This window comes from Chryseobacterium vietnamense (assembly GCF_031454475.1).
Lineage (GTDB): Bacteria > Bacteroidota > Bacteroidia > Flavobacteriales > Weeksellaceae > Chryseobacterium > Chryseobacterium vietnamense.
Genome location: NZ_JAVDQX010000001.1, coordinates 379,347 through 393,021 on the forward strand (window position 1 = coordinate 379,347; position 13,675 = coordinate 393,021).

Below are 13,675 nucleotides of genomic sequence, written 5' to 3' on the forward strand. Positions count from 1 at the left end.
ACGCAGATAATATGAAGTTCATCCCTTTTTCTCAGAGGATAGCTAGATCCTTCTCCCAATATAGAATGAGTATAAATATTATGTTTTTAACGTTTCAGAATTTAATGATGAAAAGTTGATAATGTGTTCATTTTCTTATAAGTACATTTAATACAGTGCTTTTTTGAATATTAGGTTAGGGCTTCATATATTGAAGCCTTTTATATTTTTTTTAACAGTTATTAAGATTTTATTATTTTTGTACAATCTTAATAACTATGATGAAAATATTATTATTGGGGGCTTTATCTACCGCCTCACTATATTTCGCACAGAGCTATCCTGCCTCTGCCATTCCTGAGAATTTAAAGAAAAATGCAGACGTTGTTATCCGTAAAGATTTTACAACTGTCCAGATCAATAAAGTTGATGAAATAAAATATCAATATAATACTGTTACTACAGTTTTAAATAAAGATGGTGACGAACGGGCTGTGGCTTATATTCCTTACGATAAAGCAAAAAGTGTTTCTAACATAAAAGTTACGATTTATGATGAAGCAGGAAAAAAGGTTAAGAGCTTTTCAAAGTCAGACTTTAAAGATTTTGCAAATAACCCTCAGGGAGTTTTCTATTCTGATAACAGAATTCTGGTATTTTCTTATACTTCGGTTCAGTATCCTTATACTGTTGACTTTTCTTATGAAAGCGAGGATAAGAATACGATCTTTATTCAGGATTTTGTACCATTTCACTCTATTAAAATGTCTTTGGAGGAGGCTCAGTTCAAAATTATTAATACATCAGGAATTGAACTGCGTACCAAGATATATCCTTCAAAGTATAACTATGCGTCTGTTGCAGAAAGCGGAAGTGAAAATGATAAAACCTATTCGTATAAAAATGTCCCTGCCATTGATGATGCCTTTATGATTCCGGAGCCTGTTAAAATCTTACCTTCAGTAAATTTTGCTCTGACAAAATTTAACCTGGCAGGAAAGCAGGGGACTTTAAATAACTGGACAGATTTCGGAACCTGGTATTATAAAGATCTGGTGGAACCGGTTTCAGTATCTACTCCCGCTATTAAAGCTGAAGTAGCATCTTTACAATTACAGGGATCTGTAGAAGATAAAGTAAAGAAAATTTATCAGTATATGCAGAACAAAACCCGATATATAGCTGTAGGATTAGGAATTGGAGGCTGGCTTCCTATGCAGCCGGATGAAGTTCACAAAAAAGGATATGGAGACTGTAAAGCACTCACAAATTATATGAAAATTCTATTGAACGAAGCAGGAATTCCATCTAAATACTGTGTTATCAATTCAAGTTCTTCGCAGGTTTCTTTTGATCCCGAATTTCCTTCTATGGGAGGAAACCACGCTATTCTGATGATTCCAACTGAAAAAGGAAATATATGGCTTGAAAATACTTCTCAGCAAATAGCTTTTAACCATTTAAGTTACAGGACAACAGACAGAAATGCACTTGCTGTAACACCTAAAGGAATAGAACTTATTAATACACCAGTTTATAAAGCTGAACAAAATAAGGAAAAACAGACTTTGAGAGTTAACCTTAATGAGGATAACAGTATTATCGGGACAGGAAATTTTTCCTATACAGGAAATCAATATGACTATAATTTAAGGTTTGCCAGTCTTAATCCCACTGAAAAAAATGATGCGGTAAAAGAGAGGTTTAATGTTTTAAATTTTGAAAAGGTTGAAATGAAAAATTTTAATAATGATAGAGATAATGCTGTTATTACCTACGACCTTGATTTTAAGACCAATAATTTCTCCAAAAAAGCTGGAAACAGCCTTCTGTTCAGATCTGTGCCTATTTTTAATGACGCTGTCTTTAAAACTGATGAAACCCGTGAGCTTCCTTTTGAAGTCGGTATGTCTTATGAGGACGAATATGAAATTGCTTATGTACTTCCTTTGGGGTATAAGGTGGATGAAACTCCTGATAATTCAAGCATCACTTCTGAATTTGGATCTTATAAACTAAGTTTTGTTAAAAGTGAAGGGCAGGTAAAGGTGATCAGAAAAGTGCAGATCAATAAAGGATTATATCCAAAAGAAAAATACAACGATTATATAAGTTTCAGAAAAAAGATTCTGAATATGGATAATTCGAAAATTTTAATAACAAAAATATAACCATGAAAAAAATTATAGTATTGCTTTTTTGCTCTGCTAATGCAATATTGTTCAATGCTCAGAAGAAATATGAATTTCTGAACCCTCCCAAATTTAATGAGGCAGATCTGTCGAAAGCAAAATCTTTATTAGATGAAAATGCTCCGGCCGAAATTTTATACAAATCTGCTTATTTTATGGTGGATTCCAATACAGGAAATCTTCACAAAAGATATTTTTACAGAGTGAAGATTTATAATAAAGATAAAGCTGAAGACTGGTTGAATCTTGAAATTCCTATTTATAATGTTGGAACCAACAGAGAATCACTGGGGAAGTTCAAAGCTTTTACTTATAATCTTGAAAACGGAGCTGCTGTTCCTGTAAAAGTGGAAAAAAGTTCTCAGTATAAAAGTAAAGAGAATAAATATGTTACTTTAACAAAATTTGCTTTTCCAAGTGTGAAAAATGGATCTGTCATAGAATATCAATATGAAATTATATCTCCGTTCCGCTTTATGATTCCAGAGGTATTGATAGAATCTGATACTCCTTCACTGAATACGGAATATGTTTTTGATACACCGATCAATATGTCTTATAATGTAAACTATACAGGAGGAATCAGTCCGAAGTATAGAGAAATGGAAGAAAGACAGTTGTATGGAGGGCAATACAGAACCTATAGATTTGCTTATGAGAATTTGACTGGTTTTAAAACTGAAAAATTTGTAAGAAACGATAGAAATTTCAGAACAAAAATCAGTGCTGAGCTAAATTCTACTAATTTTGGCGAGCTTAAACTGTATTCATCTTCATGGGATCAAATTGCAAAGAGACTCTATGATAGTGATGATTTCGGAGGTGAAATAAAAAGAACAAAACTGGCAAGAGAAAATATGCCGGCAGGAGTTTCGGAAATGAAAACAGATCTTGAAAAAGCCAATGCTATATTTTCATACGTTCAGAAAACTTTTACATGGAATAAGGACAAAGGAGTTTATACAGAAGACGGTATCAAAAAACTTTTGGAAACTAAAACCGGCAACGCCGCAGAAATTAATCTTTTCCTTGTTATGATGCTTCGCGAAGCAGGTCTTAAAGCTGATCCGTTGATTATTTCTACAGTAGAGAACGGATTGATCAATATGGTATCCCCTAATATTTCCAATATGAACTTTGTCTTGGCAGCAATTGATATCGATAAGCAGCTGCATATTTATGATGCTACCTCCAAACAATCTTCACTGGATGAAATACCTCTTAAAAATTGGAATCAATATGGAATCCTTGTGACTAAAGATAAAGCTTTGCAGATTCAGATGTCCAATGTAAAATCAAGCAATACTTATCTTACAGCGAATGCCAAAATCAATGATGACGGTAGTATTTCCGGTACTTATTCGGATAAAGATACAGGCGCATACGCGATGTATGCTAAAGACAACTATGATGATAACGCAGAAAAATACAAAAAGCAGTATAAAGAAAACTTTTCAATGGATTTCACGGATATCAATTCAAAAGTGTTGGAAAATGGCGACTTTGAAAGCACTATGAAGTTCTCTTCATCCAACCTTATTGACAGAGTAGGGAAGAAAATGATTATCAATCCTATGTTGTTTTTAAGTAAAAACTCTAATGAATTTGATCAAACCGAAGTAAGAAAATATCCAATTGATTTTGGATCACCCATAACCAGAACAAAAAAGGTCATTCTTGAAATTCCTGAAGGATACAAGATAGAGGAAATGCCTAAAGAAAAAAGGATCGTTACAGAAGATAAAGAAATAGCATATACCTATTCTGTAGAACAAAAAGGAAATATGCTGGAGGTAACTACAACTACAAAAATTGGAAGTTCAGACTACCCGAAAGAATATTACCCTGCATTTAAACAAATCTGGGGCGTAGCTTCGAAATTTGAAAATCAGGTAATCAGCCTTGTTAAGAAGTAATGTTTGAGATAACTTAAACGAAAAAATAAAATTTTTTCAAAAACCATTCATCTTTTGAATGGTTTTTGTATTGGATACCAAAAAATAGAATTATGAAAAATACGATTGCTGTTATAGCATTATCTTCTTTCTTAGCAGTTACTGCCTGCAAAAAAAATGAAACAGCGGGGCCAGCAGAAAAAACAGAAAGCAAAGTCGCTGAAGAATTTGTAGTAGACTCTGTGAAAGTGAATGACTCTACAAAGATTACCGATTCTTTAAAAGTGAGCTTTACTTCAAAACTACTGGTTTTTCCTACTTTAAAAGATAAAAAACTGTTAGACAGCATCTATTTTCAGAATGATAAAATCAAAGATTTTTCCAAAGCCGGCCTTCAGGCTTACCTGGACAGTGAAAAGAATAGTTATTTCAATTCTGTAAAAAATGATAATAAAGACTGGGCTTCAGATGTAACTTATGCTCAGAACTGGTATTCAAGCTCCCATATGAATCTTATTTCCAATGCCAACGGTTATATGCATATTCAATATTTGGGAAGCGGATATGAAGGAGGAGCACATGATAATTATGGCTTTTCAGAAAGGGTTTTTGATCTTAAAAACAGCAAAAAAGTAGAATTGAAAGACATTACTTCAATGCCTAAAAATAAAATTGAAGCTATTCTGATGAAAAATATTGATAAAATGAATAGTGGTACGATGGATGGAGATGGAGAAGTGAAGAACTCAGAAATGCTTTTAGTGGATAAAATTCCGGCATCTGATAACTTTTATTTTGATGATAAAAACCTGTATTTTCACTACAGTCCCTATGAAATTGCTGCTTTTGCCGCAGGAGATATTACTATTCCGGTTTCATGGGAAGATCTGAAAGGTACATTAAATACAGAATTTAAAGAAAGAATGAAAATTAAGTAAATTAATGCTTCCAGTTTTGGAAGCATTTTTTAATTTTGTGGTAATGGACAAAGTAGCTTTTATTATCAATCCTTTTTCGGCCAAAAAAAATTATCAGCCGTTTTTAAACGAACTCAAAACAAAGGTTAATAACCCATTGTATTATGTGTCAGAATCCATTCCCGGGACAGAGAAATTTATTCAGGCCCATTTTGAAGAGGTAGATATTTTTGTGGCAATAGGAGGTGACGGTACCATTTCTACAGTGGCCAAAAGCCTTATTAATACAGAGAAAATTCTGGCTATTTTTCCAGCCGGTTCAGGAAATGGATTTTCCAACGAGACACAATTCAGTAAAAATCTCGATGAACTTTTAGAAAAAATAAAAGCAAAAAACTCCAGAAAGATTGATACATTTACTGTGAACGATAGGCTTTCCATCAATGTTTCGGGAACGGGATTTGACGGTAAAGTTGTTAAGGAATTTGAAAAAACAAGCCGCGGATTCAAGAACTATATCAAAGTTTCCCTGAAAACCTTTTTCAATTATAAACCTATCAAGGTGAAATTTTTTGATGAAGAATATCAGCAGTACAATGGAAGGTATCTGATGATGAACATCGCCAATACCCGTCAGTTTGGTAACAATGCCTATATTGCACCGAAGGCCAGCAAAAGTGATGGTTTGGTTGACATGGTGTTGGTAAAAAAGTTTCCCCTGACATATTCTGCACTTTTTGCCTTCCGTATGTTTACCAAAAGACTGAAAGATGATGAATATGTCACTTATCTTCCGGTCTCTGAAATATCTTTTAAAGTCAATACCAAAAACTGGCATCTTGATGGTGAGTTCAATAAGATCAAATCACCCATCCATGTTAAAGTACAGCCGGCAAGCTTAAGTATTCTGATTTAAAGTTCAAGGTTTAAGGTTTTGAGTTTAAAGCTTACAGGGAGATAGTCCTTAATAAACTTCCACTGAAACTTCATAGAATACCTCCTTATACCTGCAACCTACGATCTGCCACCTGTTTATACTTCCAGTTTTTTCTCAACTTCAGCCGGATGATCCAGACAATATTGAAGTTGGTTCTTATCAAGTTGTTTTTCCCAGTTGGCAACCACTACAGTAGCAACAGAATTTCCTATTACATTGGTCAAAGCTCTGCATTCGCTCATAAACTTATCGATCCCAAGAATTAAAGTCATTCCTGCAATCGGAATTTCAGGAACTACAGCCAGTGTTGCAGCAAGGGTAACAAATCCCGCACCGGTAACGCCTGCGGCCCCTTTTGAACTTAACATAGCCACCAAAAGAAGCATCAGTTGTTTTTCAATAGGAAGGTGAATATTTAATGCCTGAGCAATAAAGAGAGAGGCTAGGGTCATATAAATATTCGTTCCGTCAAGATTAAAAGAATATCCGGTAGGAACTACAAGGCCTACAATAGCCCGTGAACAGCCCGCTTTTTCAAGTTTTTCCATAATTCCCGGTAAGGCAGATTCTGATGAGCTTGTACCCAAAACAAGAAGAAGTTCTTCTTTAAGGTAGAAAAGGAGTTTAAAAATATTAAATCCGTTATACCATGCTACCGCTCCCAATACCAGAACTACAAAAAGGATAGACGTAATATAGAATGTACCTACCAGAAATATAAGATTCAGAACAGAATGAAGCCCATATTTACCGATCGTAAAAGCCATTGCTCCAAAAGCTCCTATTGGGGCCAATTTCATAAGCATGTGCACGATTTTAAATACCGGAGTTGATAAATCCTGTAGAAAATCGGTTACTTTCTGGCTTTTTTCTTTTGTTAAAACCAAAGCAACTCCCATTAAAATAGCAACCAGAAGAACCTGGAGAATATTCTCACCCACCAATGGACTGAATAGTGTCTCCGGAATAATATTCATTATGAAGCCTGTCAGTGTTGATTCGTGGGCCTTTGCCTGATATTGTGAAACATCCCCCGAAAGAGTAGAAGGATCAATATTTAAACCATGTCCCGGCTGTAAAATATTTCCTACCACTAATCCAATGATAAGAGCAAGGGTTGAAAAGGTGAAAAAGTAAATCATTGCTTTGATTGCAATTCTGCCTACTTTTTTCAAATCGGTCATGTGGGCGATTCCTAACGTAAGAGTAATAAAAATTACCGGAGCGATAATCATTTTTACCAGTTTGATGAATCCGTCTCCCAAAGGTTTCATCTTTTCTCCTAGTTCAGGATAAAATTTTCCAAGAAGAACCCCCGCAATAATGGCTACGATCACCTGGAAATAAAGCTGATTGTGTATTTTTTTTGCTTTCAAAGAACAGTCGTTTTGTTTTTTTAAGGGCGAAAATTAAGAAAATTTATCTGAAAACATGACAAAAGTCATTGAAAAGAATCTATAGCGTTTGTTGTATAGGATGATTTAAAAAAAACCGGGCTTCATTCTTCGAATGAAGCCCGGGATGTATTTTGTATTTATGATATAAGAGTTATTCCACTGCAACAGAATCATCGCCACGGCCGTCTGCCACTGCGTGAATATTTCCGTTTTCATCGAGGACAATCATCTCTGTTTTTCCGATGTATTTTGTCTTTTCAATAACGTAATTCTTACTTTTCAGTTCAGAAATAGTGCTTTCCGGAAAATTATTTTCAACCGTTATGGTTTCAGGAAGCCACTGATGGTGAAATTTTGGTGCATTGACTGACATATTCGCATTCAGTTTAAAATCTACGACATTGACAATAGATTGATACACTGAAGTTGGTATTGTAGTTCCTCCAGGTGTACCCACTACCATATATGGTTTTCCGTTCTTAAGAATAATGGTGGGAGTCATAGAAGAAAGCATTCTCTTATTAGGTTGTATTGAATTGGCTTCGCCACCCACAGCCCCAAACATATTCGGGACACCTGGTTTGATCGAAAAGTCATCCATTTCATTATTTAAAAAGAAGCCGGCGCCTGAAACAAGCACTTTGCTTCCGTAATACCCGTTCAGAGTTGTCGTTACCGAAGCTGCATTTCCATCCTTATCCAATACGGAAATATGAGTGGTCTGCATAGATTCTTTAGGTTGTTCTATGATTTTACCCACTTCTGCGCTTGGTGTTGCTTTATCAAAACTAAAGCTTTTCCATCTTCCTTTCAGATAATCATCAGAGATCAGGTAAGAAGTTTTATCCTGAATAAAATCCGGATCACCCATATATTCTGCTCTGTCTGCAAAAGCTCTTCTTTCTGCTTCAGCCATGATCTGAACAGCTTTAGTAGAGTTTTGCTGATACTTTTCAAGGTTTTCAAAACTGGCCATTCTGAGCATCTGGGCAAGAAGAACTCCGCCGCTTGATGGTAAAGGCATCGTTACAACATCATTTCCTTTGTATTCAAATTCTAATGCTTTTCTCTCAGCAACTTTATAGTTTTTAAGATCTTCCAATGTGATGATTCCGTTACCTCTTTTCATCTCTGCTACCAGAAGATCAGCTGTTTTTCCTTCATAAAAACCTTTAGCTCCCAGTTTTTGGATTAGCTTAAGGGTTTCTGCCAGGTCTTTTTGAACCAATAGATCTCCAGCTTTCCATGGCGTATCTTTTACAAAAATGATAGATGATTTATTATGTCTCTGGAATTTTTCCCTTTGATTATTCAGCATTTCCGCTTCCTTATCCGTAATGGCGAATCCTTTTTCTGCAAGGTCAATGGCGGGCTGGATAATCTTTTCCATTGGCAGTTTACAGTATTTCAGAGTAGCAAAGAATCCTGCAACACTTCCTGGGATACCTACAGCAAGTCTTCCGTTTTGGGATAAATCTGTATCTGCTTTTCCCTTTTTATCAATATACATGTCCCGGGAAGCTTTTTTAGGAGCTGTTTCCCTGTAATCCAGAGTAAATTTTTCACCGTTATTTTTTACGCCTACCAAAAAACCGCCTCCTCCGATATTTCCAGCTTGCGGATATACAACGGCAAGGGCATACTGTGTTGCGGTAACGGCGTCGTAAGCATTTCCGCCCATCTTTAAGATTTTGGCTCCCGCTTCACTGGCTAACGGATGTGCAGAGACTACCACACCTTTCTTTTTTACCTGTACTTCTTTGATAATATTGATGTCAGTAAATTGAGCCCAACTGAGCTGTGCCGCCAAAAGCATCGAAGCAATTAAAATCTTCTTCATATGATTGTTTTTTCTTACAACAAAATTATTGAAATTTAAGTTAATGTCAGCTAGTGATGATTGTATTTGATTATTTCTATTGTTGAGGAAGATTTTAGCTGGCTATCAGTGTCTTTTATCAGGGGAATGTTTTTAAATACACCTTTTTTATTATGGTTGGCATGTTTTTTTTACTTTTGTACAATTCTAAAAAAATCTGAAAATGGAATCCTATACGGAAAGAATACTGATTACAGGTGCCTTGGGACAAATTGGTACCGAACTGACGAACAGACTTGTTGAAATTCACGGAGCAGAAAACGTTGTTGCTTCAGGATTGGACAGATGGCAGGAAGGAATTACTTCTGCCGGACACTATGAAAGAATGGATGTTACCAATACCCAATTGGTAAGACAGGTGATTCATGATTACGAAATCACTACAGTGTATCACCTTGCTTCACTTTTATCCGGAACTTCTGAAAAGCAGCCTATTTTCGCATGGAAACTAAATCTTGAGCCACTGCTTCATTTTTGTGAAATGGCGAAAGAAGGGCTTCTTAAAAAGATCTTCTGGCCAAGTTCCATCGCTGTATTTGGAAAAGGAATTCCAAAGCATGATGTAGGACAGGATGTGGTGCTGAACCCAACTACTGTTTACGGGATCTCTAAAATGGCAGGGGAGAAGTGGTGTGAATACTATTTCGACAAATATGGTGTAGATGTAAGAAGTATCAGATATCCTGGATTAATCTCATGGAAGACTCCTGCAGGAGGTGGAACTACCGACTATGCTGTTGAGATTTTCTACAAAGCAATTGAAGACGGAAAGTATACAAGTTTCATTTCAGAGAATACAGGAATGCCAATGTTGTATATGGATGATGCTATCAACGCAACCTTGAAATTAATGGATGCTCCAAAAGAAAGTGTAACGGTTCGTTCTTCTTATAATTTGGGTGGAATGTCTTTTACTCCAAAAGAACTGGCAGAAGAAATCACAAAAGAAATTCCAAATTTTACGATCGATTATAACCCCGATTTCAGACAGGCAATCGCAGATTCATGGCCAGCTTCTATTGATGATTCGGTAGCGAAAAAAGACTGGGGTCTTACCTATGACTTTGGAATTTCTGAGATGACAAAAGATATGATTAAAAATCTTAAGATAAAATTAGCTAAGGATTAATAATGTAAAGCAATACTTTAATTACTTTTGCTTTTAACATCTGATTTTTAATATTTTAAAGAATTTATATAAATTTTAATTTAAATGGTATTATTGACTTTTAACATCACTTGTATGGAGGCTGAAGTAAAAAACGGCTCTCAAATTACTGATGAAGAACGATTGAAAATCACTGAAGATAATACCAAAGCGATTCTTAGAATTTTAGATATTCATGATATCAAATCAAGTTTTTTTGTAGAGATTTCTCTTACCGAAAAACTTCAGAATTTAATAAAAGCAATTTCATCCAAAGGGCATGAAATTGCTTTTTATAATAAAGGGTCAAATCCGGAAGAAATAGAAAATGCCAAGAAGAATATTCAGGATCTTTTGGAAAAACAGATCAGGGGAATTCGTCAGAAAGATGTAAAAGTTGCTCAGGAAACTTTGAAGCTGATGGAATTTAATTATGTCTCCAATATTGATAATGCCAATATTCTTTTTCCTTTCAAAAGACTCAAAAGAGATACCGAAATTACAGAAGAGGATGGTTTGAGTATTGTTCCGGAAAGTATCTCTCCGTACAGTCAGCTGCCCTATAATGACTTTGTATTTCAGATCCTGCCAATGAAGTATTATCAGAATATGGTGCTGGAAACTTTGCAGAATGAAGAGTTTGTACTGATCTATCTGAACACATGGCAGTTTACAGATTTCAACAAATACCGTTTTGATATTCCTTTTTACCGAAGATTATTTTCGGGCAAAAAAATGGAGGACAAATTAGATGCCCTCCTTACTTTTCTCAATGAACGGGAAATGGCTACTTCCCGCATGAAAGATTATATTTTTTAGGTTGCAGGTGTTAGGTTGCAGCTATTAGGTAAAGAATTTAAGGTTCTAGGTTCAAGGTTTAATGTTTTGTGTAGCACGTAACTCGAAACCCAATAACTCGCAACTTATAACTCGTATCCCGAACCCCGCATCTCTAACTCAGCTCAAAAAGCGTAATTTCCGGTAATACACCCACTCTTCCCGGATAGCCCAATACTCCAAACCCTCTGTTGACATACAGCAGCTTTCCTTCGCTTTCATATAAATCTGCCCATTTTGGATATTTGTATTGTACCGGTGACCATTTTACATTTTTAAGATCCAGACCAAACTGCATTCCATGGGTGTGTCCCGAAAGGGTTAAATGGATATTTGCAGGATGTTTTTTTACCACATAATCAAAATGGGTAGGGTCGTGGCTCATTAAAATTTTGGTAGCAGATTCCGGCACGCCTTTTAGAGCATCATCTATTTTTCCGAATTGAGGGAATGGTTTCAGCCCCCAGTTTTCAACGCCCAGAATGTATAGTTTTTCTCCGTTTTTTTCTATGACTCTGTGCTCGTTTCTCAACATATCAAAACCAGCCTGCTTTTCATAACTAATCAGTGTGTCAAGGTTTTCTTTTTTGGCTGCAGGTGATTCCCAGGATACATAATCTCCGTAATCATGGTTCCCTAATACTGCAAATTTGCCATCTTTAGCCTGGATTTTTGAAAATAAAGGAATGAAAGGTTTGAATTCATCCGCAACGTTATTTACCATATCTCCGGTAAATAATACCAGGTCGGGCTTTTGTTCATTAATCAGCTCAATGGCGTGCTCTAATTTGCTGGGATCAGAGAAGCTTCCACTGTGAACATCTGAAATCTGAATGATTTTGTAGCCTTTAAAGCTTTGGGGAAGGTTGGCAAAATTTACTCTTACTCTTCTCACTTTATGTCTGTACTTCCCAAACGTAATTCCATCTATGAAAAGAGCAGAAAGAACACCGCTCATTCCCAATCCTACAAGACTCAGGAACTTTCGTCTTTCCGGAAAGAAATTTTCCGAGGGCTTGGCAAAACCGATCAGATAACCTCCGGTTCTTATAATATCATCAATTAATAAAAACAGAACCACGAAGATTTTTGGAAGGATGAAAATCAAAAATAATGAAATCATGATCTGGGCTCTTACCATACTTTTGTCTGATCTTTGGTAGTGGGTAACTTCATAGGCGAAAATACCATACACCGCTAAAGAGATGACCCAATATCCGATCCTGATCCAGAAATTATCGGTAAGTGTTCTGATAGCCTGATAAATATACACTTCCAAAAACAGGAAGATTCCGGCGATGATTAAAAAATTCTTTTGCATGTTCTGATCAAAAAAAGCACAAAGAATAAACTTCCCTGTGCTTTTATATTTTTAATGGTTTAAATATTACTTTTTAGGAAATCTATAAACGATAGCATTGATGTTCATTCCGGCACCTACCGAAGTCATCACAATGTTACCATTATCTTTAAACGATTGACCCTCCATTTTTCCTTTAATTATTAAATCATACATAGTAGGAATTGTTGCTACAGAGGTGTTTCCAAGATCCTGAATCGTCATAGGAGAGATCGCATGATCATACTCTTTTACATCATATAGTCTGTGAAGTCTTTCAATCATGGCATAATCCATTTTAGCATTTGCCTGGTGAATTAAGATTTTATCTATATCTTCAATAGAAAGACCTGCATCTGTAATCGTTTCTTTGATGGCAACCGGTACGTTTTTAAGAGCGTATTCGTAGATTTTTCTTCCCAGCATTCTTACATAAAGACGTTTTTGGTCTACTTCTTTATTGATAGATGGCTGGTTTTCAAGATAATTTAATTCCGGTCCGTTATCACAAATAGTGTTGTGAGCAATGATTCCAACATTTTCCTCATCTGTTGCTTTTACCACTACAGCTCCGGCGCCGTCTGCAAAGATCATTCTGTTTCTGTCATGCGGATCTGTTACTCGGCTTAAAGTTTCTCCTCCGATAACAAGAATTGTTTTAGCTACTTTAGCTTTAATAAGGTTATCAGCCAAAATCATTGCTTCTACCCATCCCGGACATCCGAAAAGCATATCATACGTTACGCATTTTCTGTTTTTGATCCCCAGTTTATTTTTTACTCTTGCTGCCATGGTAGGCATAAAATCAGCATATCCGTTTTCGGTAACCTCCCCGAAATTGCTTGCGTAGATGATATAATCCAATTCTTCGCCGTCTACTTTTGCATCCTCAAGGGCAATTTTTGCAGCTTCATAACCGATTTGAGAGTTGGAAAGATCATCCTCAATGAATCTCCTGTTTTCGATTTCTGTAATCTCTACAAATTTCGCAATGGTCTCTTCCACAGGCTTTTCAATCTTTACTCCGTCTTCAGTGTAGAACTCGGAATTCATGAAGTAATCTCTACCAATAACTCTGTTCGGAATATAACATCCAGAGCCAATAATGATCGTATTCGGCATTCGTTTATATGATTTTTTTAAAGATGCAAAGTTA

The 13,675-nt window shown here is 35.8% G+C and carries 10 protein-coding genes; 6 read left to right on the forward strand and 4 right to left on the reverse strand.

Features of this window, described 5'->3' with window-relative positions; translation table 11 throughout:
* Positions 1-257: 257 nt before the first annotated feature.
* The 4 genes from J2786_RS01675 to J2786_RS01690 all read left to right on the forward strand — a co-directional run bounded on the left by J2786_RS01675 (position 258) and on the right by J2786_RS01690 (position 5,899).
* Entirely contained in the window at positions 258-2,150 is a 1,893-nt protein-coding gene (locus J2786_RS01675) for a DUF3858 domain-containing protein (RefSeq protein ID WP_047432168.1), read from the forward strand.
* A gap of 2 nt (positions 2,151-2,152) precedes the next feature.
* Positions 2,153-4,087 (forward strand): transglutaminase-like domain-containing protein, encoded by a 1,935-nt coding sequence (locus J2786_RS01680; RefSeq protein WP_047432165.1) that lies wholly within the window; start codon positions 2,153-2,155, stop codon positions 4,085-4,087.
* 92 nt (positions 4,088-4,179) lie between these two features.
* The gene (locus tag J2786_RS01685) at positions 4,180-5,004 is read left to right on the forward strand and encodes an RsiV family protein (protein ID WP_047432164.1); all 825 of its coding nucleotides are present in this window, start codon (positions 4,180-4,182) and stop codon (positions 5,002-5,004) included.
* A 43-nt stretch (positions 5,005-5,047) separates the two neighbouring features.
* Positions 5,048-5,899: a diacylglycerol/lipid kinase family protein gene (locus J2786_RS01690; protein WP_047433349.1), complete on the forward strand. Its 852-nt coding sequence runs from the start codon at positions 5,048-5,050 to the stop codon at positions 5,897-5,899.
* Between the two features lie 116 nt (positions 5,900-6,015).
* Here J2786_RS01690 and J2786_RS01695 read toward each other — a convergent pair whose 3' ends face one another.
* Together J2786_RS01695 and ggt are read right to left on the reverse strand one after the other, a co-directional pair.
* The gene (locus J2786_RS01695) at positions 6,016-7,296 is read right to left on the reverse strand and encodes a dicarboxylate/amino acid:cation symporter (protein WP_047432162.1); all 1,281 of its coding nucleotides are present in this window, start codon (positions 7,294-7,296) and stop codon (positions 6,016-6,018) included.
* Positions 7,297-7,468: 172 nt separating this feature from the next.
* Positions 7,469-9,157 (reverse strand): gamma-glutamyltransferase, encoded by a 1,689-nt coding sequence (ggt, locus tag J2786_RS01700; protein WP_047432159.1) that lies wholly within the window; start codon positions 9,155-9,157, stop codon positions 7,469-7,471.
* Positions 9,158-9,359: 202 nt separating this feature from the next.
* On the opposite strand from ggt, the gene J2786_RS01705 reads away from it, so the two are divergent.
* Both J2786_RS01705 and J2786_RS01710 read left to right on the forward strand, forming a co-directional pair.
* Positions 9,360-10,325 carry an NAD-dependent epimerase/dehydratase family protein gene (locus J2786_RS01705; RefSeq protein ID WP_047432156.1) on the forward strand — a complete coding sequence of 322 codons (966 nt, stop codon included), beginning with the start codon at positions 9,360-9,362 and terminating at the stop codon, positions 10,323-10,325.
* A gap of 114 nt (positions 10,326-10,439) precedes the next feature.
* Positions 10,440-11,162 (forward strand): polysaccharide deacetylase family protein, encoded by a 723-nt coding sequence (locus J2786_RS01710; RefSeq protein WP_310023728.1) that lies wholly within the window; start codon positions 10,440-10,442, stop codon positions 11,160-11,162.
* A gap of 133 nt (positions 11,163-11,295) precedes the next feature.
* On the opposite strand, the gene J2786_RS01715 is transcribed toward J2786_RS01710, so the two are convergent.
* Positions 11,296-12,501, reverse strand: a complete 1,206-nt coding sequence (locus J2786_RS01715; RefSeq protein WP_047432150.1) for a metallophosphoesterase — start codon at positions 12,499-12,501, stop codon at positions 11,296-11,298.
* A gap of 66 nt (positions 12,502-12,567) precedes the next feature.
* Positions 12,568-13,641, reverse strand: coding sequence for a 3-oxoacyl-ACP synthase III family protein (locus J2786_RS01720; RefSeq protein ID WP_047432148.1), 1,074 nt, complete (start codon positions 13,639-13,641; stop codon positions 12,568-12,570).
* Between the last annotated feature and the right edge of the window lie 34 nt (positions 13,642-13,675).